This is a genomic window from Bartonella sp. LB28NMGDW, from assembly GCF_042194435.1.
Taxonomy (GTDB): domain Bacteria; phylum Pseudomonadota; class Alphaproteobacteria; order Rhizobiales; family Rhizobiaceae; genus Bartonella; species Bartonella grahamii.
In genome coordinates, this window is record NZ_JBHIMX010000001.1 from 55,627 (window position 1) to 81,653 (window position 26,027).

Here is a 26,027-nt window from a genome sequence, read left to right on the forward strand (position 1 = left end):
CCTTTGCCTTGTTACGTTTAGGAAATATATTCTCTTTCACAAGAATTAAAAATGGCTCCATGAAAAATCATACTTTTTCTTTTCCAAATATTTTAACTTATGCACGAATTGTCGCAGTCCCAATGGTTGTTGCATGCTTTTTTTTAGAAGGGCGATTACAATCAAGTGATATCACTCGCTGGATTGCTGTGTCCATTTTTATCGTTGCATCCATTACTGACTTTCTTGACGGTTACCTTGCTCGTATTTGGGAACAAACATCCAATATTGGTCGCATGTTAGATCCAATTGCTGATAAACTTCTCGTCTCTGCTTGTTTGCTCTTGCTTGCCGCAGACAGTACCATCGCTGGGTGGACACTATGGGCAGCTATTATCATTCTTTGCAGAGAAATTCTTGTATCAGGATTACGTGAATATTTGGCTGAGTTAAAAGTTAGTGTTCCTGTCTCTCGTCTTGCAAAATGGAAAACTTTTGTACAGATGATCGCTATTGTATTTCTTTTAGCTGGACCAGCCGGTAATAAAATTTTCCCTTACACAATAGAGTTCGGCATTACTATGCTGTGGATTTCTGCCCTCCTTACATTGTGGACAGGGTGGGATTATTTTCGTGCAGGTTTAAAACACGTTATCCTATGAAGAGTATGGAGATTTATAATGATAATTTATCTTTTTGTACTTAAATAAGAGATAAGAATAGCATAAGATTGATTTATTTTTATTAATGATAAATCAATCAAGCACTTTTTTGCACATTACAAGTAAGGGTAGTATATAGATAAAAGCTCTTCAAAAAAGAGTAAATAGGCTTTATATTTTCGTAAAAGCAGCTGTAATATTAAAAGCTAAAAAAACAATTAATGCTCCATATGCTTTCAAAAAAGTCTACAATCTCATAAGCAAAAAACCGAAATATAGTGTTTCGGATTTTTGCTTCTTATAAACGCTTTATTATTATAAACTCTTGATTAACCAACAATTTCTACCTCAGAAAACCAAAAGGCGATTTCTGTTTTTGCCGTTTCAGCGCTATCGGATCCATGGACAGAATTTTCGCCAATCGATAAAGCATGAACCTTACGAATTGTCCCTTCTTCTGCATCACTAGGATTCGTAGCCCCCATTACTTCACGGTTTTTAGCTATTGCATTTTCGCCTTCCAAAACTTGTACAACAGTTGGACCAGAAGACATGAATTCAACCAATTCACTAAAAAAAGGGCGTTCTTTATGAACAGCATAAAAATTTTCAGCCTCACGTTTGCTCATCCAGACACGTTTAGACGCAATAACACACAAGCCCGCATCCTCAAGCATTTTAGTAATTGCGCCAGTCAAATTACGACGGGTTGCATCTGGTTTAATCATCGAAAAAGTACGCTCTAAAGCCATTTAACCACCTTTATTTCATTTATAATATTCTCTCGCCATTTCTATAGCGAGCAAGAAGCGATTTGCCAAGTGACTCTGCAAAAATCTACACAAATTCTCAAAAATATAGAATGAATTATAAAGAAAACTTTGATAGAAATACCTGTAATTTCTCATCCCATCATAAAGATGCGCTACCGACTCTCAATAAACATTGAACCTTCTTGTATAATCTTAAATGCCTCTCATCAAATTTATCATTGAAGTCATAAGAAAAGCCAAACATGCAAAAAATATACCTTTTTGAAAGCCTTCTTCTTTAAAGAGGATGAACCTAGATACTTCGATCTAGGTTTGAAAATCCTTCTACACACATTGAGATCAATCAAAAAATAACCATATAATTAGAAACTATAGCGTACACCTAAAATACCCTGAAGGGACTGTTTTGTTTTACGTCCTTTAACATAATGTGCCTCACCATATAACTTTAACTTCTCACTCACTAAACTGCTCAAACCGATTCCTAACTTACCTGCATTACCCGATAAGTCAGTGGTAAATGAATGCCGTTGATTAATCAATGTATGGTTGTCATCTTTATGCTCACGCAACCATGCTGCTGTAATATACGCAAGTGATGAGGAATCCATACGAGAACCAAATTCATATCCTAAAGATATGCCAACCTCACTGCGTAATGAAGTGAATGGACGCATGTCACCTGTCATGTCATTCGATAACTTGATTTCTTTACCCTCAACTTGCAACCATGTAAATTGTCCATAAGGCTGCAACCAACTGTTCTTTGACGTCTGAAGTCGATAACCTGCTTCAAAGGAGGCGCCCACCGCCCATTGCCTATAACTTCCTTCAATCCCTAAACCATTCGTTGAAACTGCTTTTAAACTATTTTGATAATGATTGTATTTTAAAATACCATCGAGATACCATCCACTATGATCCAAATAAGTGACATAAGCGCCAATACCATAAGTATTGATACCACTGATACCCCCCCGTGCATGCGCAACACGGACACGATCATAACTGCCAAAACCACCTATATAAAATTCTCCATTTTCCCACTCGCTTAAACCATTGATCCCTAAAACAATACCTGTCTGATCTAACTTAAAATCTATATGCTCTGTCGCAATACTCTCTTTAGATTTAATCGCATAGGTCCATAAAGCTGCATTCTTGTTACTTTTATCTAGAATTCCTCTTCCCGCACGCACGGTTTGCATTTCATTGTGAAAAACCATCGCTGGAGCCACAGACATAGACAATACGGCATCTGTAGAGGGAGTGGTTAAAAAGTGAGAAACTGAAAGCGTCTCTCTCAATTGTGGAGAAGGTTGTTCTTTATGAACTGGACGCAAAATCATTTGATCAGCTAAAGATTGTGAAGATTCTGAAACAACAGCAGGTTGCTTTCCATCAGAAAAATGAAGAGAACTTGTTGGAGGAGACTTCACATGAGTGCGATTTTCTTGAGAGGGAGATACCGAAACACTAGAGACATTCTGTCTTTCTGTTAAATGACGTGGAGGACGTGGCTTGGATTGCTCTTTTTTAGTAGGTTTACGAGGACCGGTATTTTTTCCTCCAGAAGGAGAACTTTGATCAGATAATGCAACAGGGACCTTCGTTTTTTTGTTTACACACTGTGTTTCAGTATTAGAATGTTCTGCATTTTCAGAAAGTCTACTTAAATACCAAATTGTAGCACTACCACTAGAACTAGCACATCTTTCTCTCTTCAGCAATTGATACTGATAGGTTCCACCATCGACAGCTGTAATGTCCTTGCCCAAAAAATCTGCCAGAGTAAAATTAGCTCCTCCATCTTGGCTTCTATCAGTAATTAACGGAAGTTCAGTAACCAGACTATTCCTTTTTGAGAGAGAACCTGTAATTTCACGACCAGAATCTGCAACGCTTATTTTGTGATTACCTGCGCCCTTACCAATTGATAAGTAATCATTCAAATCTCCCGTAGCACTAATATTGAATCGAAAATGTAAATCCCCTGAAAGTTTCTCAACATGAAGTAAAATATGTCGTGGATCATACGGGATAGAAGTAAAAATAACAGTTCCTCCGTGCCCCCCTAAATCTTCAATTTCAATCTGAGGTTTTTCTCCTATATTCCGCTCACCAACCTCAAATATTGTTTCATCAACTCTTGCCTCTATAGGAATCTTTTTCTTAGTGATATGGTTTGTCCTATCACCAGCAAATAAATAAAGTTCTCCGTGATCATTGACCCTTACTTCTCCAACGATTTTTTGAACACCAGAGTGAAACCATGACCTAGCAGAATCCATAATTGTTAAAGTATTCACAACCCCTTGAGGATATACAACTTGAATAGCCTGTCCCTTCAAAGTAGTAGCATAAGATCCTGCATGCGCTAAGACATGCTGTCTCCCATTCCCAGAGACCTCAGTAGATATTGCTCTTCCCCCCTCTTTTCTTTGTCCCGCATAAAGATTTTGTTCTCCGTTATCTCCCACTTTCGTATGCCAAACCCACGCTCCATCATACACGTTCTGCTGTCCCACTACTCCACCATCACCTGAAACTGTGGAATTATATGCACTACTTTTTCTCTCCACGCTTGTAAGATCAAGACCTTTTTCTTCATGAATAAACTGCTTACCACCAAGGATTTTGGTGCCTATCGCAGTTCCTCCGCGTGTAACTATTTGCATCCCTCCTTTTTTAATAGTAGAATCTATAGAAGTTGCTCCATTTTCAACAATCTCAACACTGCCATCTCCAATTTTGCTCTTACTACTGGGAAAATTATTTGTAATCAGTGCTGAACCTTTTGGTATCTCTGCTCCATTTCCTACATGTTCTACTATTGTTAGCTCTCCATTTCTGTTTTCAACTGCATTTGCAACTTGTACAAGACAACTACTGATCATCAATACTGAAAAACTTAATTTATGTTTATACTGCATTATCGACACTCCACTCTCAATTATTTAGAAAAATATCCCACGGCTACGTAGGTAACTCGCTTTAGATTGTATCGTAATGTGTTTTATTTATGTTTAAAAACACTTTTAAAGTGTATTTTTTAATATAAACAACTTTAAGTTGTGTATCTATAAGCAGCTAGAAAGTTCTAACTTAAGGCAGAAAATCTGAATAAAATTCAAATTGTTTACTTGAGTTCAAGGAACAATTTTCAATATTTGAGGTTATAGATGAAAAAAACGCTCGTGCCTTCAAAGGAGAGTATAAAAATATCCTTACTGTTTAAGAAGATCTCTACACTCTCGAGAAGACAAAATCGAGCGTTATCTGTTTAAGCATGCAAAGCAATTACATTCATAAAGTTAATCAGCCGTGTACACACATATTTAGAAACTATAGCGTAATCCTAAAATACCTTGAAGAGCATTCTTAATCTTATGTCCTTTCAGATAATGTGCTTCCGCATAAAGTGTCAGTTTATCATTGACCGAGCCGTTTAAACCAATTCCCAATTTACCTGCACTGCCTGATAAATCTGTAATAAATTTGTACTGGTTATTAATTGTCGTATAATTATTATTTATATTCTCACGCAACCAAGCTGCCATAATGTAAGCTGTTAATGAAGTTTCTGAATTCACAAAAAATTCATGTCCTGCAGTTAATCCAACTTCACTGCGGAATGAAGTTAATGGACTTAGATCACCTATCATTCCATTGGAAAGTTTTATTTTTTTACCTTCAACCTGCAAACCTGTTAGCTTGATATAAGGCTGCATCCAAGTATTCTGTGCCGGTGTAAAATAACAGCCAATCTCAAATGATCCACCTATCGCCCACTGATTGTAATGACTTTGAATAGCTAAATTATTCGTTGAGATGGCTTTTAAATTATCTCGGTAATAATTATATTTCAAAACACCATCCATATACCATCCACGATGATCAAAATAAGTTGCGTAAGTTCCAATGCTATAAGAGCTCAAATCGCTGTCACCACCTCGTGCATGAGAAACACGTGCTTGATCATAACTACCGAAACCACCAACATACAACTCTCCATGCCTTAATTCACTCAACTGATCAGCACCAAAGACTAAACCTGTCTGCCCAAGCTTAAAGTGTGTATGGCCTGTCGCAACACGTTCTCTACTCTTAATCCCATAAGTCCATAGTTCGATATCTTTCTTATTTCTGTCCCAAATTTTTCTACCATTCCGTACAACTTGCAACTCATTATTAAAAATAAGTCCAGGAACTACGGACAACGTTAACACTGCATCTGTAGAGGGGGTTGTTGATGTTTCACCAGGAAAAAAAGGATCTGTCGGATTTGGCATAGAAGGCTCTGGTCCACTGAGGCGGTCTGCCGATAAAAACCAAACTTTTCCATTTTCATCCTTTCTTTCTTTCAAATCATACATATACGTTCCACCATCAATGGCGTTAATTTTGTCACCCTTAAGATCTGTCAACGTAAAATGTGCGCCACCACTTTGATCCCTAATTAAATCACGCTTATTTGAAAAAGGATCCGTGATTTCAACTCCAGAATCAGCAACACTTATTGTATGTTTCCCAGCGCCTTTCTCAACCAAGAGATAATCACCACGGTTATGAGCAATCGTCGTATTGAACGCGAAATGTAAATTTCCTGAAAGATTATTCACATGAAGCTGAGAATAATATGGATCAGAACCTGTAAACGAAAAAATAACACTCCCTTCACCACTTAATTTTTGTATCAAAGAACTTTTTCCATCAAACTCATCAGTAATAGAATACAGTTTTGTATCTTTTCCATTTAAAATAATATCTTCTACTATGGTACGATGTTGATCATTCCCAGCATAAAGATGAATCTGCCCAGAATGATTTACCTGTGTCTTGCCTTCTAATGTTGCCCCAGCATGCACCCATGATTTTGTTTCATCATTCATTGTTAGATTTTTTACAGATCCATCAGAATATATTTCCTGAATAGCGCTCTCATTTAAAGTAACTCCAATAGCCTTACCGCCTTTTAAGATACGCTGTTTACCACCGCCAAAAACTTCTGTGTCAAATGCAAAACCACCATTTTTAGCACTTTGAGATTTTTTTCCAACCTCTTGTACGCCCCCTCGCATAACTTTCGTATCCCAAACTTTTCCGCCATCATATACTTTTTGTTGGCCTAGTATTTCATCTTGACCATAAATGACAGTATGAGAAGCACTACTCCCTTTAACCTCTCCTCCAACATCCCCCTCCCCGAAAACAAGTTGCTCACCACCATAAATTTTAGTCCCCTCTACTTTTCCTCCATTTCCAACACTTTGTTGTCCACCTTCTTTAACGACAGCATTTTTCGAAAAGCCTTGTTTCCCCTTTAAAGCCTCGACATTTTCAATTCCACCATGTTCAATTTTACTATTCTCACTGAGTCCTCCTGCATACACATAAAGCTCTGCACCATTCCTTACAGTGTTATTAATGGATCGCCCTGGACTATTAATCTCACCATCATTTGAAATGTATGCTTTACCTTCATTATCAAGGATATAATTTTCTAACATTGCCCCATCTTTAATGGAGATAAGTTCAGGCTTTTTAAGAAACGCAGTATTTTGTTCTTGTGCATTATATCCAGCATTGTCACGATGACTGCTGTCAAGCTCCTGTTGACTCGCAAACACTCTAGCGCCCTTATCCATGATAAAATCGCTAGGCTTTTTTAAAAAGTCTAATTCATTGCGCATCCTTATAATAACATCATTAGATGCTCCAAGTATGCATCTGCCTGTTTTCATATCCTCATTGTATTGATCTTGAAATACTTTATCATTTTCATAACTTGAAGATTGACAAAAAAGTGCTGCCCCCTCCTCATTTGCAGCAGCAGCTTGCACAAAACAGCTGCTCAACATGAGTATCCAACAATGTTGTTTCCATTTATATTGTAGAGCCATATCCTCCCCCCTTCACGCCTGCATAGACACTAAACGTAATTAGCTCTACAAAACATATTTTCAACCTTAGATTGCAAACAATCCTTCTTAAAAATCCTCTTTATCCCATAAAAAACTGTTCTCTACAGTTTTTTAAATACTTTTTTGATCAAGAATATAAGGGCGTTTTTATAGTGCTTCTTTAGCATTTCCTCGGAGTTTTCTTATCAAAGAAAAAGTAATGCATAATAAAGTATATAAGGGTATACAGTTTATCATGAAAAGCGAAGCTGCATGCTCTGAAAAATTGTTCTCTGAACCTTCAATTAAAGACCTTTAAAAACAATCATACATTTAAAGATAACTAAAAAATAACCATATAATTAGAAACTATAGCGTACACCTAAAATACCCTGAAGGGACTGTTTTGTTTTACGTCCTTTAACATAATGTGCCTCACCATATAACTTTAACTTCTCACTCACTAAACTGCTCAAACCGATTCCTAACTTACCTGCATTACCCGATAAGTCAGTGGTAAATGAATGCCGTTGATTAATCAATGTATGGTTGTCATCTTTATGCTCACGCAACCATGCTGCTGTAATATACGCAAGTGATGAGGAATCCATACGAGAACCAAATTCATATCCTAAAGATATGCCAACCTCACTGCGTAATGAAGTGAATGGACGCATGTCACCTATCATGTCATTTGATAACTGGATTTCTTTACCTTCAACTTGCAACCATGTAAATTGTCCATAAGGCTGCAACCAACTGCTCTTTGACGTCTTAAGTCGATAACCTGCTTCAAAGGAAGTACCCACCGCCCATTGCCTATAACTTCCTTCAATCCCTAAACCATTCGTCGAAACGGCCTTTAGAGTATTCTGATAATGATTGTATTTTAAAATACCATCGAGATACCAACCACTATGATCCAAATAAGTAACATAAGCGCCAATGCCATAAGTATTAATACCGCTTATACCACCCCGTGCATGCGCAATGCGCGCGCGGTCATAACTGCCAAAACCACCTATATAAAATTCTCCATTTTCCCACTCGCTTAAACTATTGATCCCTAAAACAATACCTGTCTGATCCAACTTAAAATCTATATGCTCTGTAGCAATACTCTCTTTAGACTTGATCGCATAGGTCCATAAAGCTGCATTCTTTTTACTTTTATCTAGAATTCCTCTTCCCGCACGCACGGTTTGCATTTCATTGTGAAAAACCATCGCTGGAGCCACAGACATAGACAATACGGCATCTGTAGAGGGAGTGGTTAAAAAGTGAGAAACTGAAAGCGTCTCTCTCAATTGTGGAGAAGGTTGTTCTTTATGAACTGGACGCAAAATCATTTGATCAGCTAAAGATTGTGAAGATTCTGAAACAACAGCAGGTTGCTTTCCATCAGAAAAATGAAGAGGACTTGCTGGATATGCCCCTTCAATAATTTGACTTCCAAGAGTTGAAACAGTTAGAGATACAGAATCTGGAGATTTTTGCCTTAAGTTTTGGCGGTTTTCTCTTCGATGTAGCAACTTAATAGCATGCTCTTTTGTAACTGTAATAGTTGAAAGAGAAGAAACTGATTGATTTTGATTTAAATGCCACGCAGATCTACTCCTACTACGTGGCAAACTGTTGAGAAATGAAACATTATCAATAAATACCGCAGATAAATACCAAACTTTTTCACCCCCATCCTCATCAATTCTCTGTTTTAAACCATACATATAGATTCCGCCATCAATAGTTTTAACATTTGCACCAGAAAAGCTTCTCAGAGTAAAATGTGCTCCTCCACTTTGATCAACTATTAAATCAAGTTCTGTTGAAGAAGGATCAACAATTTCAATACCGGAATCTACAATACTTATTGTGTGAGAACCACGACCATTCTTGATAAAGAGATAATCACCCTCTCCTTCTGCAAGGCTAACATTAAAATCGAAATGTAGACTCCCAAAAAGATTATCAATATAAAGTTTAGAGTAATGTAAATCGGATTCTGTAGAAGTAAAAATAATATTTCCCACACCGCTTAGCTTCTTAATATAGATTTCTGTGTTTCCATATCCAGTAGAAATAGAGTATAATTTAGCGTTTTCTCCCTCTAAATTAATATCATCTACTGTTGTCTGAGAATTTTTATATTCAGTATAAAAGCTATTATTTCCAGCATAAATATGAACTTGTCCAAAATCATGAATCTTTATTTTTTCTTCCAACATCGCACCAGCAAAAACCCATGAATTGGCTCCTTCTTTAATTGTTAGATTTTTTACAATGCTACCAGCATGAACTTCTTGAGCAGCATGGCGGTGTAAAGTCACAATGTCCGCCTCTCCCCCTGCTAACAGCCGCTGTACCCCACCCGCGAAAACCTCAGTATTCACGGCTAAGCCACCACTTTTTTGTACAAAATTATCATCATCTGCAAACCATTTAGCAAGAGTTTGTATTCCTCCACTCATCACTTTTGTTCCCACCGCCATCCCATCATCATATACATTCTGCTGTCCCGGCGTGTCACCTTGACCATAAAGTGTCGTGTTATAAGTGCTACTTCCCACAATTTCACCATTTACATAACTATCTCCGAAAACAAGCTGCTCACCACCATAAATTTCAGCTCTCAATGCGGATCCTCCTCCCTCCACTCTTTGTTTTCCACCCTCGTAAATAATCGTAAATTCTGAGATACCCTGTTCCCCTACAATCTCTGAACCACCATTTTCAATTGTTGTATTCTTACTAAAACCACCATTCTTAACATAGAGTGTTGCAGTTTCTGGAACTGTATTATTAATGGATAATTTAAAATCATCCGTTTCTCCATCACCAACAATATAAACTATGCTATTGTCACCGAGTATGGAGTTTTGTAAAAATTTTTTACCTAGACCAGTAATGAAATCCTCTGCATAAAAATTGAAATCACCTGTATAAGAATTGGCTCTAGAATCTTCCGAAGGAGAAACAGTATTGTCTTGCTCAAAAGAGTTATCTATAGGCAACTCCGTATGAGATGGAGGAAAGATAGGAGTAGAAATTTTTTCCGATGTAGATGGTGTCGATAAAGACCAAATCTTTCCACCGTTATGATCTCTTTTCTTGAGAGCGTACATGTAGACTCCATTATCAACAGTAGCTATCTCCTCACCCAAAAAATCTATCAGAGTAAAATGCGCATTTCCGCTTTGATCATGAATTAAATCAAGCTCCAAAACTAAGTTCTGATTTTGTAGAAGAGAATTGGTCATTTCAACACCAGAATCGATAACGCTGATGGTGTGATGACCTGCTCCTTTTTTTATAAGAAGATAATCACCGCGCTGTTCTGCAAAATTAGTATTAAACCTAAAATGTAAATTACCTGAAAGATTACCGACCTCAAGTTTAGAGTAATGTGGATTAAACACGGTAGAAGTAAAAACAACGCGTCCATCCCCGCTTAGATCCTCAATCAAAGAGCTTTCACCATCCATCTTGGAAGCAATAGAGTATAATGTGGTATCTTTGCCATTTAAAACAATTTTTTCTACTTCAGTATGAGATTGCTCAGCACCAGCATAAAGATAAATCCGTCCAGAATCATGAATCATGGTGTTTCCTTCTAGTGTTGCACCAGAATGTAACCACGACTGTGCTTGATCCTTAATCGTTAAATCTTTTACATAGCCTCCTAAATCTATTGCTTGAAAAGCATTCCCTTGTAAGAGAACACCAATCGCGATTCCTCCCGCTAAAACGTGTTGTTCTCCACCAGAAAAGATCTTCGTATCAAATGCAAAACTGCTATAATGGTCTAGATCTTCTTCCACAAAAAGATTTTGTACCCCTCCTTCCATGATCTTTGTGCTAAAAACCTCTCCATCATCATACACATTCTGGTATCCTAGCACTCCACTTTTACCAGAAACGACAGTGTCATAGGCGCTACTCCTTACCATCCCACCTTTGATATTAGACTTTCCTGAAACAAACTGCTCACCACCGTAAATTTTAGCCCCTTCAGCTTTTCCCCCATCTTCAACCTTTTGTTTTCCCCCTCTCTTAACTGTACTATCCTGTGAAAGACCCTGTGTTCTAATAAGTTCAGTACCGCCTCTTTGAATTATCGTATACAGGCTAAAACCACCGTTATAAACGGAAAGCTTTCCAGCATCTTTAACTATATTACTAATTGAAGTTTCTCCATTGCTATCAACTTTCTCACTGTTACTATCAAAGCTAGGATCAGCAATCGTAATAATCATTCCCTTTTCAATTGTGCGTTCTGTGAGATCATTCGATAATGAAGCCATCGCAGATGGTTGCAAGTTAAAATCAGAAAATAAAGAGGTATTTTCCTCATCAAGAGCATAATTCGCGTCTAAATACCAAATTTTACCACTGCTCTCATTTTTTCTATGTTTCAAACTGTACATGTATGTTCCGGCATCAATAGCTCTGATTTTTTCACCAAAACTGTTTGTCAGAGTAAAATGAGCGTTTCCACTATGATCAGAAATTAATTTAAGCTTTTTGTGGGAAGGGGTTGTAACCTCACCTCCAGAATCAGTAATACTTATTGTATGATAACCTGAACCACTTTCTTTAATAACAAGATAATCACTAAGATGCTTGGCAAAGTTGACATTCAACTCAAAATGTAAAGAACCTGATAGATTATCAATATTAAGCTTAGAGTAATGCTTATCAGCCCCAGAAGACGTAAAAATAACCCTGCCACTTCCAGTTACATTCTGGATATTAACCTGAGATTTTTTGCCATTATCTTCAACAGCAATAATGTATAGCTTGGCATCTTCTCCATTTAAAATAAGATTTTCTACTTCCGTAACAGCTTCACCATTCCCAGCATAAAGATAGAGGTTGCCAAAATCATTAACATTTGTATCCTTATCTAATATTGCACCAGCAAAAACCCATGATTGTGCTTGGTGGTTAATTGTTAGATTATCCGCGTATCCAGAATCATATATCTTCTGAGTAGCTCTATCATATAAAGTAACTTCGCTCGCATTCCCTCCTGCTAAGATATTCTGCGCACCATTTTTAAAAAGCTCGGTACTAAGTGCAAAAGCCCCCTCATTAATTGTAAAATCCTCATTTTCTGTATCAGCTGTATCAGTATCTTCTGAGAATCCGTTATTAAAATTCTCTTTACCATCAAGATTCTGGACACCTCCTTTCATAACCTTTGTATCAACAACCATCCCCCCACTATAGACACTTTGTAGTCCTAGGATTCCATCTTCAGCATAAATTTCGGTGTTATAAGCACTACTTTCCTTATCTTTACGCGACAAACCAGTTCCAAGGACCCCTTTACCAAAAATAATCTGCTCACCGCCATAGATTTTAGCCCCCTCAGCATTTGCACCACTCTCAACAATTTGTTTACCACCTTTTTTAACAGTGGCATATTCTGAACTGCTCAGATTTTGGACGAATTCAATACCACCACTCTCAATTGTCGTATCCCTGCTAACACTTGCTGCATCAATGTAGAGTTTTCCACCTCCTTGAATCGTATTATTGATGGAATAGCCTGCATCTTCATATTTAAAGCTATTTATTTCAGAATCTTCAGAGTCACGATTAGTAATATAGACAATAGCACCATCACTTATTATTGAATTTGTGAGTACTTCAAAGAATAGGCTTTCTAATCTCTTCCTTTCCTCTTCTGAAGACTTACTTCCTTCTACTATCTGTTTATTCTCTATCCTTTTTGATCCCCCTTTTTTTTCTTTTAATCCCCTCACTTCCGATAACATTTTTTTTGTCTCTTCTAGATGTTCACTGATACTTACTGGTGTTAATAACTTTTCTTTTGGTGTCGCTACTCCATCTGCACTCGCAATCTTGACAAAAAAACTGCTGGTCATTAATGCATAAAAACTTAATTTAAATTTGCGTTGCATTATTCACACTCCATAATTTCAAATTTAAGTTTCCCTATTTAGAAAAAAGTGCATAGACCAAAACAACTCAATGCAATTGCTCAACCTCATGTCTTTTAAGATGATAAAGCATTCGATGGACTAAACTCTGACAGATCAAATATACATCCTGTGTTTTAAAATACATGCACAACTAAAAGATTTAATTTCTTTCAGATACGCTTAAAAAGTGTTATAATTACATCTATGAAAAATATTTTTGAGATACCAATGGCTGATCTATAAATAAGATTGATCCCTCAATAGATAAAAATGGCATTAAACATTAAAGGAAACAGTAATATTAATGAGAGCAGCCTTTATATCCACATATTTCATCCTCTACAGCATTTAAAACAGTGTCTTTATTCTATTTAACTTGGATAATCTAAAGAACACTTATTCATGCTCATCAAGCCATAACCATTGTTCTAATATATAAGAAACATCATAATATCGACTCGACAGTGATTTGAAATTTTTATAATTATAGTCAGTTAACTCATCATTTGATTTGTCATATACTGAAAGGGACATTCTATTCATGTCTATAAACTTAGAAATGCAAGGTAAAAGCAACAGAAATTCCCCTCGTCGCATTTTGTTTGCAAGCCTTATTGGCCCAACAATTGAATTCTTTGATTTCTATGTCTTTGCCACTGCCGCAGCTCTCATATTTCCTCATGTGTTTTTTCCAACACAAAATGATCAGATTGCCATTTTACAATCTTTCCTGATCTTTGGAGCAGCCTTTTTTGCCCGCCCCTTTGGATCAATTGTTTTTGGACATTTTGGAGATAAAGTTGGAAGAAAAGCAACACTTATTGCTTCTCTTCTCACGATGGGTCTTTCAACAGTCATTATTGGTTTTCTTCCTACTTATGAAACCGCTGGATGGTTTGCCCCTTTCCTCTTGACCTTGTGCCGTATTGGACAGGGAATGGGATTAGGAGGAGAATGGGGAGGAGCTGTTTTGCTCGCAACAGAAAATGCCCCTCCAGAAAAGCGCGGCTGGTACGCGATGTTCCCCCAATTGGGTGTTCCAATCGGTTTATTTTTATCTATTGCCGTTTATTTAGGTCTGTTGCATTTCCTTGATCATGAAGAACTTTTAGCTTGGGGATGGCGCATTCCTTTTATTGCTTCAGTTGTTTTTATGATTATAGGATTGTGGGTCCGTCTTTCAATCAATGAAACTGTTCAATTCAAAAAAACTCTTGAAAGTAAGGAACGAGTCAAAGTTCCTATCATCGATGTCTTTTTAAAATGTCCACGAATCTTATTTCTTGGAATATTTTCTGGTATGGCAACATTTGTTTTGTTTTACTTGGTCACTGCTTATTTGTTAAGCTACTCAACAAACCATCTGCAATTGCCATTTTATCAAGCTCTTCAAGTCGAAATTATTGGTGCTATTTTCTGTGGAATTTTTACTGTCATCACTGGAAGACTCGCTGATCGTATTAGACGTAGAACTTTGATGATTTGGGTTACAATCATCACCGGTATCTATTCTTTTGCAATTCCTTATTTCTTAAATTCTGGAGTTGTAGGAGTCCTTGCAATGTCTGTTATTGGTTTGTCTATCATGGGGATGATATACAGTCCTCTTGGTGCTGTTTTGGCTTCACCATACCCAACAGAAATTCGATATACTGGTTCTTCTATTACTTTCAACTTATCGGGTATCGTAGGAGCCTCTCTTGCGCCTTATATTGCAGAATATCTGGTACAGCATTTTGATACATCTTATATCGGCTATTATTTGCTTCTCGCTTCTTTTATTTCACTGATTTGCTTCGTCGGATTTACAGATGATGAAATATCCAACTAAAATATAATAAAGAAGAATAAAATAAGTACTGGCAGCAAAAATGCTGCCAGTTTCATTTTTAAAGACATGGGTTGCGGTATTTTCCACCACAATATTCCCGCGAACAAAGCGCTTAAAAAGAAAAATAAAAAATCTGCAATATTGCTTATATAAGCAACAGCAAACATTCCTGATAGGATATGTGTTGTTCCCAACCACGAAACGCAAAAAAAAGCCAATATCACAGCCCATAAAACAAGCAAAATTCGATCAATTATCATGATGCCGTTTCATTTTTTTAATTGTAGACCATATCTTTAATATGCCTAAAAGAAAAATCACAATAAAAACCCAACGCCCTCCCCCTGATCCTTTCGCAATAAAAAGCGCTGGATTTACTATTCCTACCAATCCTATAAAAATCAGAACAACAGAGATGAGACGCATTAAACCTGTTTTTCCCAACAACGATCTTCAGTCTGTTGCCAATACGTTAAATTATGATTTTCCATTTTATATTTTTTCCACTGTGCACGAACAAGACTCAACTGCTCATCATTTCTACCATCAAATATCACAACAAGCCGTTGATAAGTATCAATATTCGAACATACGGCTCCCTCTATGAGAAAACGAATCTTTGAATCATTCGGATTTTCTTGTCCTGTCGTCAGAAATACAGGCTGAAAGTTTGAATATTGATCACACTCAGTTCCATGTCCAATAAATGATTCATCCGCATAAACCCATAAATGCATATCCATAGAATCGCGTTGTTCTTCACTTACACATTGTATTGTTACCTTACCAAAACGAGCCAATGCACGCTCTACAAGCGTTGGCAAAATATCTTTCAGCGTTGACTGCGTCAAATGATAGAATAAAATATCCAACCTCTTAAGCCCTCATCACTCTTTATAAAAAGCTAACATCTTTTTTAGAGAAACTTCCATACCCCCAATATAAAAGGAAACGATTCAAGATATAAACCCTCTTTTTTGATTGAGATCATTATCTTTTTGCACATGTCTTTAAAAGACAAAAATTTTTATTTTCAACGTTAATAAAAAAGTTTTTTAAGTTATTTTCTAGATTCTTTGTAGACTATAGTTGAAAATAAAATATAATGTACGGAAAATTTAAAGAGGAACTCATAGGCAATTTTATATTATTTATTTAGTTAAAATATCCAATTCATGGAAGGATATTTTTTCAAACTTTATTACATTTTAACCGAAAGCAGTAAAAATATTTGCTATCGAATTAAAGGCTGAGGATTTTCCCCAATTTATGCGTATTATTGAGTTCTACATCCTGAAACGTGTCCTCGTTTTGTTTAGTTCTGTCATGATTGCAGCAGTGGGCGTTAGTTGGACAGTACAAATTCTCGCACGGATAAACTTTCTCACAACAAGCAAACAAACACTCCTCACAGTCTTACAATTTTCACTCTCATTGGTTCCTTCTGTTATTTTTCTTGTCATTCCATTTGCATTAGTAATCGCAGTTACAACCATTCTTTCAGCAATGCATCAAGACTCAGAACTTGCTGTCATCAATGCCTCTGGTTTTCCTAAAAGTACTGTTTGGAAACCTATTCTTCTTCTTGCTATTGTTACATCCTGTATCTCCTTTTCTATAGCTAATTTTGTTGTTCCTCAAGCGCGTCTTCATATGCGACAAATGCTAGCAAGCGCTCATTTTGATCTTATTAATCTATTCATTAGTGAAGGAAGCTTCCAAAAACTCGCCAATAACCTTTACATAGAAATTGGCGAACGAAATCCAAATGGAACACTTGAACGCCTTTTCATTGCCGACCAGCGTGATCCTAAGACTGATCTTTTTTATTATGCAACAGACGCATCCATTGTGAGCAATAAAAACGGCAGTTTTCTGGTTCTCAATAACGGTGAAATAGAAAGAGTCAACCATCAAAATAACAGTGTTTCAATCGTTCAATTTAACTCATATACTTTTAGCCTAGGGGAGTTTATCCCCAGTGATAAAACACCTACTCTTTATCCAAAAGATCGGTCTCTTTCTTATTTACAAAACCCTGATCCAAAAGATCCCTACTATCAACGAAAACCACTCCAATATAAAGCTGAATTTCACCGCAGATTAACACAATGGCTCTACCCTATTGTTTTTTCACTTATTGCATTAGCAGCGGCAGGGGATGTATGCTCCCATCGACAAGCTCGTCATTCCGCAAATTTCTCGGCAATTGCCCTTTCTTTTCTGGTGTATTGGATAGGATATTTTTTCGCAGAAAAAGCAAAGAACGATCTTGCATACGTTCCTCTCCTTTATATTATGCCCATAGGGACAAGCGCATTTGTCTTTTTTATGCTTTTAACGAATCATAAAATTGGGCTCCCTACAAAAGTTAATGAGATTATTCAAATCGCTTTTCAAAAAGTAATGAACAAATTTGAACATCGAAAATCTCAAGATTCCTCGGATGAAATATCATGATTGGGTGGACACTTGGACGATACTTTTTTATACGTTATCTTAAAATAACTTGTTATTTCTGGGGAAGCATTTTTGTTCTTGCTCTTTTAATCGATTTCACAGAGAACTCCGGCAGGCTATCCTCCATTCCGCATCATACAGCAAAAGATGCATTTTTCCTCTCTGTTTTACGCATCCCTTTTATCATGCAACAACTCATCCCTTTCATTGCACTCTTTTCTGCAATGGCAACACTTATCTCGCTCAACAAAAAACTTGAACTTGTGGTGACTCGTTCAATCGGTGTTTCGGCATGGCAATTTCTTATGCCAGCCTGTTTGGGAGCTTTTCTTTTGGGATTATTTTCAATTCTTCTCATTAATCCACTTGCTGCATGGGGATTTTCTCAAGCAGAAAAAAAGATGACTGAATGGCGCAATAACAATGTACTAACACCTCTTCATAATACAGATATCCACTGGTTAACACAACGTACAAATTTAGGCAGAACAACCATTGGTGCTAAATTTATCACTGACCAAGGACTTTCTCTTCTCGATGCAACCTTTGTACAATACAAGGACAACGCAACCGTCAAAAATTGGATTAATACCCCAAAAGCAACCTTGACTAATGGATCTTGGCTATTAACAAATGGAACAATCTATAAAATAGGGCATCCTCCTGAAAAATTTGCCGTGTTGCAAATAAAAACTAATCTAAAACCTGAATTTTTAACGGAACGTTTAGTGAATCCCGCGACTATTCCATTTTATCAACTGCCAAAAAAAATTATGATTGCACGTTCATTTGGCTATTCTGCTAATAATTTTGATATGTATTTCCAATCTTTGATTGCATTACCGGCATTGCTTGTGGCAATGACCCTCATTGCAGCAACTGTATCTTTAAATTTTACACGTTTTGGGCAATCTAGAAAGTTGATTCTTGGTGGCGTAATAGCCGGGTTTATGCTTTATGTTATTTCCGTACTCGTTCAAGCATTTGGTAATGCTGGATATATTCCACCAATTATTGCAGCTTGGACACCCGTTGTTATTGCGTTATTCTTAGGAATCTCTTTTTTACTGCATAAAGAGGATGGCTAAGTGAAAGCATTAACGCTTAAAAAAATTATTTTAACAAAATTAAGTGCTCTCGCTTTTAAAAGTGTTATGGGGGTTATTTTAGGAGGCGCTTTGTCTTATTGTGCGCACGCTCAAAGCCTTATGTCTCCTTCTCAAAGTCGCATTCAAAATCCGGAACGTCCTCTTTTGCTCTCTGCGGATGAACTCATCTACAATCGTGATGAAAACACTGTTTCTGCACAAGGTAATGTCCAAATCGAATATGATGGCAATAAAGTTGTCGCTCAAAAAATTATTTACAATCAAAAAACAGGACGGCTTATAGCACAAGGGAACGTTGAAATTACTCAAAAGGATGGTAATAAAATTTATTCCAACCAAATTGATATGACCAAAGATCTTGGCGAGGGTTTTGTAAACGCCTTACGTATTGATACAGCCAACAATGTTCACTTTTCAGCCCAAAATGCTACACGCAAAAACAATCACATAACAGTCTTTGAAAATGCAACCTATACAGCCTGTGAACCTTGCTCTTATAAACCAGATAGAGACGTCCTATGGAAAATTAAAGCAAGAAAGATCATATGGAATAATAGTATCAAAAAAATTCGGTTTGAAAATAGCAGTTTTGAAGTTTTTGGTGTCCCGATTATAAAATTTCCAAATTTTGAGATCTATGATCCAACTGTCAGGCGTGCTAGCGGTCTGCTTACTCCTCATTTTTTTTATACTGATTATCTCGGTATGGGGATAAAGAATTCTTATTTTTGGAATCTCGCCCCTCACTATGATTTTACCCTTTCTTCTACCGTTTATACCCAACAAGGGCTTTTAACCGAAGGGGAATGGCGTCAACGTTTAAAAATGGGCAGTTATAATATTCGCTTTGCTCATATATACCAAATGAAACAGCATAGATTTGATAATGATACGATTGATGCACAGCATAAAAACCGTTATATGCTGGCAACAAAAGGGGACTTTCGTATTAATTCACACTGGACTTATGGATGGGATATTCTTGCACAATCAGATCGGCATTTTAGTCGTGCCTATAAACTTGAAAACTATAGCAATCCTACACAACTTTCTCAGATCTATCTGAATGGTCTTGCAGGAAAAAATTATTTTGATATGCATTTTTATCATTTTAAAGTTCAAGATTCATTATTGAATGATCCTCATTATGAACGTCACTCTCGGCAAGCTTGGGTCCTACCGCGCATCGATTATTTTTTCACACCAGATGAACCCATTTATAATGGGGAGCTTACCTTCCATAGTAATATACAATCAATTTATCGTCGTCATGCTGACTTCAGTTCACACGACCAGAAGGGAAACCCTCTCAACATAGTAAGACTTTCTGGTATGGCTGGAAATAGTTTGCGTTTAACAAACGAGCTTCAGTGGAAAAAGCGCTTCAACACGCACAATGGCCTCATATTAACCCCTCTTCTCTCTCTACGAGCTGATATTATTACAACCAATGCAAGCGAAAATTATACAGATTCTACAGAAAACAATGCCTTATCCGCAATTCATGGTTCAACAATTCGTGGCATGGCAACAGCAGGCTTGGAACTACGCTATCCCTTCCTCATTACAGCTGATCATTCTACACATATTATAGAACCAACCGCACAAATTTTTATACGCAATAATGAACAATATATTGGACAAATTCCTAATGAAGATGCTCAAAGCTTTGTCTTTGATGCAACCACTCTCTTTAAACGAGACAAATTTTCTGGTTATGATCGTGTAGAAGGTGGCACACGAGCCAATATAGGTCTAAGATATTCTGGAAGCTTTAATGACAATTGGTCTCTTTATGCTCTTGTTGGACAATCCTTTCATCTAGCAGGAAAGAATTCTTTTGCAGAAAAGGACTTTGTCAATGTCGGTATTCATTCTAGCTTAGAGGCAAAACGTTCAGACTATGTTGCAATGTTTGGTGCGACCCATAAAAGTGGTTTTTCCTTAGAAACGCGTGGACGCTTTGACAAAAAAACAGGAAAAATCCGCCGTAGTGAAATCGAAGCATCACAAAAATGGCAAAATTTTTGGGCGGCTCTACAATATGCCTATATCGCAAAGCAACCAGATTATGAATATCCTCAAGAGCGCCAAGAAATTTCTTTTCAAACAGGACTTAAACTGGCAGATTATTGGTCTATTAATAGCAACGCCGGTTATGATTTAGTATCTGGTACGTTTGTAAAGCGAGGAATTAGCTTGAATTATACAGATGAATGTTTCGGGTTAACATTCGGTTATCAACAGGTAACGAATCCAGGCAGGAAAACACCCTTGCAAAACTTTAATTTCTCTCTTTCATTGCGTACGATTGCAGATATCGGAAAAAAGATAGATTAATTTATAAAGAGAATGTATCAGTCATTTAACTTATCATTGTTTTTATGAAAGAAAGAGTATATTTTAAGTTGTTGATGAGAATTAATAAACAATGCGAAAGCCTATTCACATGAATAAATTGAAAAAGCGTGTTCTTGCTTTATTTTATATTGCGTCTTTGAGCGTAAGTAGCCTTCTAATAAATGAATTTTTGATTCCGACAGTCTTTGCGCAGACTTCTATTGTTGTTACAGTTAATGGCAACCCCATCACAAATTATGATATACAAAGGCGCCTTGCTTTTCTCAGATTACAACAAAAGCAAGGCAATTTGGTGGCACAGGCTAAAAAAGAGCTTATCGATGAAAAGCTAAAAAATATTGAAATAAAACGTCGTAATATTGAAGTAAGCAATGATGAAGTTGATAAAGCTTTTGAGAATTTTGCGACACAAAATAATATGACGATTGATCAGCTCAACCAGATTCTGATCCAAACTGAGATCACTGTGCAACACTTTAAAGATTACATCCGTGGACAAATAGGATGGGGGCGTCTTGTTAGTGCACGCTATCAAGCTGAAACAGGTATGATTAGCGAACAAGAAGCTGTACGCAGGATATTAAAAAATGGTGGTGTAAAACCTTCAACCAATGAATATACATTACAGCGAATTGTTTTTGTTATTCCTGCACATCGTCGTTCAGAAATTTTTGAAAGACGTCAAAGAGAAGCAAGCAATTTTCGCGCACATTTCCGTGGATGTGCCAATGCTCACAATCAAGCAAGAGGTATTTTAGACGTTACTATCCGCCACTTAGGAAAGTTTCTGGAACCCCAACTTCCCAATGCATGGGAACAAGCTATTCTTGCAACGCCTGCTGGAAAAATGACAAAATTACAAGAAACATCTGATGGAATAGAAGCAATTGCTGTCTGCAAAATAAAAAGAGTTTCTGATGATTATGTCGCTCGACTAATATTTTCTCTTCAAGATAGTAAAAAAAGAAGCCCGCAAAAACTTGAAGAATTAAGCGACAAATATTTAGGAGAACTGCGGCGAGTGGCGCGCATTCAAAATTCATAATGGCTGCTCTTATTGTTAGCGGTGGTGATCCTGCCGGAATTGGTCCTGAAATAGTCCTAAAAGCGTGGAATTTGCGTGTTACGCGCCAAATTCCACCTTTTGTGCTTCTTGCTGATCCAGATGTTATTCGTTCGCGCGCTCGTTTTTTACAGATTGATGTTGAAGTGCAATCTGTTTTAATCAATAATTCCGCAAAAAATTTTCAAAACGCTCTTCCTATCATACCATTAAAAAACAAACAAAGTGATCAATTAGGTATACCTTCATCGAATAATGCCGCTGGAATCATTGAAGCAATTGAACGCTGTGTTCAATTGATTCAAAATGGCCATGCATGTGCACTTATCACTTGTCCTATTGCAAAAAAGAATCTTTATGATGCCGGTTTTCAATTTCCAGGTCATACAGAATTTTTAGCCGATTTAGCCCATAAAGCTTTTCATAAATGTTATCATCCAGTTATGATGTTAGCAGGACCTCGATTAAAAACAGTACCAATAACTGTTCATATTCCATTTAAAAATGTTCCTTCACAGCTTACCCGTGATTTAATTATTCAAACGGTACTTATTACTGAATGTGACTTAAAAACACGGTTTAAAATAACGTCACCCCGACTAGCTGTTGCTGGTCTTAATCCTCATGCTGGAGAAGAAGGTGCAATGGGAAAAGAAGATATTGAAGTTATCACTCCTGCTATTGAATATCTTAAAAAAAAAGGACTCAATATTGCAGGCCCGCTGCCTGCCGACACAATGTTCCATGAATGCGCAAGAAAGGCATATGACGTTGCCATTTGTATGTATCATGATCAAGCCCTTATCCCTGTTAAAACATTAGACTTTGATAGCACTGTTAATGTCACGTTAGGTCTCCCTTTTATTCGCACGTCCCCAGATCACGGAACTGCTTTTGACATTGCTGATAAAGGGATAGCCTCTCCCGAAAGCTTTATTGCTGCTCTTAAACTTGCAAATCAACTTGCCGAAAATAGTTTAATACCATGCCAATAGATAATCTCCCTCCTCTACGTGAGGTCATTGATATATATGGATTACAAGCGCATAAATCTTTGGGGCAAAATTTTCTTTTTGATCTTAATTTAACATCTAAAATTGCTCATCATGCAGGTAATATAGAAGGAAAACCTGTTCTTGAAATTGGTCCTGGTCCTGGAGGTCTCACACGAGCCTTGCTAGCAAAGGGCGCCATTGTAACAGCAATAGAACGCGATGAACGCTGCATACCAGCTCTCTTAGAAATAGAAAAACACTATCCTAAAAAATTAAAAATTATTTGTAATGATGCACTGAAGCAAGACTTCTCAAAACTCTTTGAAACAAGCCCAGAAAAACCTCGCATTATTGCAAATCTTCCCTATAATATTGGAACACAACTCTTATTAAATTGGCTTTTGACTGAACCATGGCCTCCTTTTTATGAATCAATGACATTGATGTTTCAACGTGAAGTTGCCAAACGGATTACAGCTAAACCTCAATCTACTCATTATGGACGTCTTAGTGTCTTAACTGGCTGGCGTACCACTGCTAAAATTGCTTTTGATGTGCCCCCTCAAGCCTTCATACCAATACCTAAAGTAACTTCTTCCGTTGTTCATATTATTCCGCGAACACAACCTCTTGCCTGCTCTGCACAAAAACTAAGCCTCGTCACAAAAACCGCCTTTGGACAAAGGCGAAAAATGCTTCGTCAAAATCTCAAAATACTTGGAGGTGAAGTGCTGTTAGAAAAAGCTGGAATTGATGGAACGCGCCGTGCTGAAACGCTCTCGGTTTCCGAATTTGTAACTTTAGCGCATCTAGTTCTCTAAAAAATTGCAATTTTTGTTATACAATCTTTTTTAATCAAGACATTTATCGATCTTTTCAGCAATAAGCCCATCAACAAAAGAGTCAAGATAAGAACAGCGCTCGCGTTTTGCGGTTTCAGCTAAATAAATTGATTTAATAAAAGATAAAGACTGATCTAAATCTTCGTTAATCACAACATAATCATAAGAACGCCAATGCTTTAACTCCGTTCGTGCATTTTCCAATCGTAAATTGATGATATCTTGACTATCTTCTGCTCGACGATGTAACCGCGAAACAAGCTCTTTCATTGATGGTGGAAGGATAAAAACAGATACAGTGTCTCCCAGCATCTTTTTTTGCAGCTGCTCGGTACCTTGATAATCAATATCAAATAACATATCACGGCCAATACTCAATGCGTTTTCAACAGTTTCACGTAAAGTGCCATAATAATTTCCGTGAACTTCTGCCCATTCAATAAATTCATCTCTATCACGCTTATATTCAAACTCTTCCTTTGAAATAAAGTGATAATGCAGTCCATCTACTTCACTAGGACGCCTTTTCCTTGTGGTCACACTTACGGAAAGCTCTAATTGTCCATCTTTTAGAAGTAATCGAGAAATTGTTGATTTACCAGCACCTGAAGGTGAAGAGAGAATAAATAAAAAACCGCGGCGTTGATTTATTTTTATAGCACTCAATTTACTTTCGAAGACTGTCATTACATCACTCTACTTTGTTCATAAATGTTTCTCCAAAATTTGAATTATACATTATCTCAACCTTTCCCCTAATCAATGTGTTTTCTTAGCAGTTTTCAATGTTATTCTGCTCTTTTTTGAGATACGTTATTAGCAGTGTATTCACTGCTTTCTTAAATATTTTTATCCATACGCTAATCCTACTTGTGACAGACAAAAAAATGATTTTTTTATCATTCTCATAAAAAGTTTAAAGAGAAAAATTTTACTATATTTTGCATTCTCATTTACGATGCAAAAAGATGTGTTATCGTTATAAATTCAATGTCTTGCCTTTAATTCTCGCCACTTGCGAACATTCACATTATGTTCTTCTAAAGTTCGAGAAAAAACATGCCCTCCTGAACCATCAGCAACAAAATAAAGTGCGTCACTGCTTGGTGGATGTGCCACCGCTTTCAAAGAATCTCGACCTGGATTTGCAATAGCTGTTGGAGGCAAACCATTAATTTTATAAGTATTATATGGTGTTTCCTTCTCAAGATCTGAACGATAAATTGCACGACCTGATGGCTTTCCTTTTCCTCCAAAGAGACCATAAATAACTGTTGGATCCGATTGAAGACGCATATGCTTTGTAAGGCGGTTATAAAATACCGCAGCAACCATTGGTCTTTCTGCTGCAATTCCCGTTTCTTTCTCAACAATTGAGGCTAATATAACAAATTCATCAATCGATTTAATGGGTAAATCAGGCGAACGCGTAGCCCATATAGCATGAATTAATTTTGTCTGTTCTTCACGCAATCTGTTTACAATCTCTTTACGCGTTGTCCCCCGAATAAAACGAACAGTATCCGTCATTAAACAGCCCTCTGGAGGCAAAATTTTTGGAAGATCTCCAATCAAAATTTCATTCGCAGCTAATCGATCGAAAACTTGCTGAACCGTTAAACCTTCAGGTACTGTAAATGTATACTCAATAGATTTTCCTTTCACAAGAATATCCATAATATCCTGCATCGAAGCATGTGCTGGAATTAAATATTCACCAGCCTTCAGATGCGTTGTTTTTTGGTGATAACCAACCCCATAAACAAAAATATCTGATGATCGAATGAAACCACGTTTTTCTAGCAATGAAGCAATTTCACGAATTCCTGTGCCAGGATGGATAAGAACAATTTGTTCTTCCTCAATTTTCCCCTTTTCTTCAAAAATACTTTTTCCAATATAAAGAGGAATACTTATGGCGAAAAGAATAACCACAATCAGCATAAGAAAAAAATGACCGAGAATAACCAACGGATTACGGACGATCGATGATTTCTTTCGTTTTTTATGTACTAACATGTCATAACTATATGCTAAATGATTCGAAGAGGAATCACTTACGTCCTTTAATGATTTTCCTTTTTTCACACCGGACATAACC

Annotated in this window: 17 protein-coding genes; 8 read left to right on the forward strand and 9 right to left on the reverse strand. The window is 36.9% G+C overall.

Annotated features, from left to right (window positions below; translation table 11 throughout):
* Nucleotides 1-59 precede the first annotated feature (59 nt).
* The gene (gene pgsA / locus ACFIKG_RS00250; protein WP_375625003.1) at nucleotides 60-641 is read left to right on the forward strand and encodes a CDP-diacylglycerol--glycerol-3-phosphate 3-phosphatidyltransferase; all 582 of its coding nucleotides are present in this window, start codon (nucleotides 60-62) and stop codon (nucleotides 639-641) included.
* Nucleotides 642-970: 329 nt separating this feature from the next.
* On the opposite strand, the gene ndk is transcribed toward pgsA, so the two are convergent.
* The 4 genes from ndk to bafA (ACFIKG_RS00270) form a co-directional block, all read right to left on the reverse strand.
* Nucleotides 971-1,393, reverse strand: a complete 423-nt coding sequence (gene ndk / locus ACFIKG_RS00255; RefSeq protein ID WP_375625004.1) for a nucleoside-diphosphate kinase — start codon at nucleotides 1,391-1,393, stop codon at nucleotides 971-973.
* 383 nt (nucleotides 1,394-1,776) lie between these two features.
* Nucleotides 1,777-4,347, reverse strand: a complete 2,571-nt coding sequence (gene bafA, locus ACFIKG_RS00260) for a BafA family autotransporter (RefSeq protein ID WP_375651543.1) — start codon at nucleotides 4,345-4,347, stop codon at nucleotides 1,777-1,779.
* A gap of 405 nt (nucleotides 4,348-4,752) precedes the next feature.
* Nucleotides 4,753-7,317, reverse strand: coding sequence for a BafA family autotransporter (bafA, locus tag ACFIKG_RS00265; protein ID WP_375651544.1), 2,565 nt, complete (start codon nucleotides 7,315-7,317; stop codon nucleotides 4,753-4,755).
* Nucleotides 7,318-7,679: 362 nt separating this feature from the next.
* Nucleotides 7,680-13,244 carry a BafA family autotransporter gene (bafA, locus tag ACFIKG_RS00270; protein ID WP_375651545.1) on the reverse strand — a complete coding sequence of 1,855 codons (5,565 nt, stop codon included), beginning with the start codon at nucleotides 13,242-13,244 and terminating at the stop codon, nucleotides 7,680-7,682.
* A gap of 562 nt (nucleotides 13,245-13,806) precedes the next feature.
* On the opposite strand from bafA (ACFIKG_RS00270), the gene ACFIKG_RS00275 reads away from it, so the two are divergent.
* A complete protein-coding gene (locus ACFIKG_RS00275; RefSeq protein WP_375651546.1) occupies nucleotides 13,807-15,096 on the forward strand; it encodes an MFS transporter in 1,290 nt (429 codons plus the stop codon).
* On the opposite strand, the gene ACFIKG_RS00280 is transcribed toward ACFIKG_RS00275, so the two are convergent.
* Genes ACFIKG_RS00280 through ACFIKG_RS00290 form a run of 3 tightly spaced genes read right to left on the reverse strand, consistent with a single transcriptional unit; the run spans nucleotide 15,093 to nucleotide 15,968 of the window.
* Nucleotides 15,093-15,356, reverse strand: a complete 264-nt coding sequence (locus ACFIKG_RS00280) for a hypothetical protein (RefSeq protein ID WP_375648257.1) — start codon at nucleotides 15,354-15,356, stop codon at nucleotides 15,093-15,095. The two genes, ACFIKG_RS00275 and ACFIKG_RS00280, sit on opposite strands and share 4 nt — an antisense overlap.
* Nucleotides 15,346-15,522, reverse strand: coding sequence for a hypothetical protein (locus ACFIKG_RS00285; protein ID WP_375619424.1), 177 nt, complete (start codon nucleotides 15,520-15,522; stop codon nucleotides 15,346-15,348). The genes ACFIKG_RS00280 and ACFIKG_RS00285 overlap by 11 nt, the downstream gene beginning before the upstream one ends.
* On the reverse strand, nucleotides 15,522-15,968 hold the full coding sequence (locus ACFIKG_RS00290; protein ID WP_330167384.1) for a DNA polymerase III subunit chi: 447 nt from the start codon (nucleotides 15,966-15,968) through the stop codon (nucleotides 15,522-15,524). The genes ACFIKG_RS00285 and ACFIKG_RS00290 overlap by 1 nt, the downstream gene beginning before the upstream one ends.
* A gap of 397 nt (nucleotides 15,969-16,365) precedes the next feature.
* Here ACFIKG_RS00290 and lptF point away from each other — a divergent pair, with 397 nt between their 5' ends.
* From lptF to rsmA, 6 genes are all read left to right on the forward strand, one after another.
* On the forward strand, nucleotides 16,366-17,556 hold the full coding sequence (gene lptF, locus ACFIKG_RS00295; RefSeq protein ID WP_375625900.1) for an LPS export ABC transporter permease LptF: 1,191 nt from the start codon (nucleotides 16,366-16,368) through the stop codon (nucleotides 17,554-17,556).
* Nucleotides 17,553-18,644, forward strand: coding sequence for an LPS export ABC transporter permease LptG (lptG, locus tag ACFIKG_RS00300; RefSeq protein WP_375625898.1), 1,092 nt, complete (start codon nucleotides 17,553-17,555; stop codon nucleotides 18,642-18,644). The genes lptF and lptG overlap by 4 nt, the downstream gene beginning before the upstream one ends.
* Nucleotides 18,645-21,005, forward strand: a complete 2,361-nt coding sequence (locus tag ACFIKG_RS00305; protein ID WP_375625896.1) for an LPS-assembly protein LptD — start codon at nucleotides 18,645-18,647, stop codon at nucleotides 21,003-21,005.
* A 109-nt stretch (nucleotides 21,006-21,114) separates the two neighbouring features.
* Nucleotides 21,115-22,071, forward strand: a complete 957-nt coding sequence (locus ACFIKG_RS00310; protein WP_375625012.1) for a SurA N-terminal domain-containing protein — start codon at nucleotides 21,115-21,117, stop codon at nucleotides 22,069-22,071.
* The gene (pdxA, locus tag ACFIKG_RS00315; protein WP_375625893.1) at nucleotides 22,071-23,084 is read left to right on the forward strand and encodes a 4-hydroxythreonine-4-phosphate dehydrogenase PdxA; all 1,014 of its coding nucleotides are present in this window, start codon (nucleotides 22,071-22,073) and stop codon (nucleotides 23,082-23,084) included. Before ACFIKG_RS00310 ends, pdxA begins: the two co-directional genes overlap by 1 nt.
* On the forward strand, nucleotides 23,075-23,905 hold the full coding sequence (gene rsmA / locus ACFIKG_RS00320; protein ID WP_375625014.1) for a 16S rRNA (adenine(1518)-N(6)/adenine(1519)-N(6))-dimethyltransferase RsmA: 831 nt from the start codon (nucleotides 23,075-23,077) through the stop codon (nucleotides 23,903-23,905). Before pdxA ends, rsmA begins: the two co-directional genes overlap by 10 nt.
* Before the next feature lie 30 nt (nucleotides 23,906-23,935).
* Here rsmA and gmk read toward each other — a convergent pair whose 3' ends face one another.
* On the reverse strand, nucleotides 23,936-24,613 hold the full coding sequence (gene gmk, locus ACFIKG_RS00325) for a guanylate kinase (RefSeq protein WP_375625015.1): 678 nt from the start codon (nucleotides 24,611-24,613) through the stop codon (nucleotides 23,936-23,938).
* Between the two features lie 300 nt (nucleotides 24,614-24,913).
* Nucleotides 24,914-26,023, reverse strand: a complete 1,110-nt coding sequence (gene mltG / locus ACFIKG_RS00330; protein ID WP_375625016.1) for an endolytic transglycosylase MltG — start codon at nucleotides 26,021-26,023, stop codon at nucleotides 24,914-24,916.
* Between the last annotated feature and the right edge of the window lie 4 nt (nucleotides 26,024-26,027).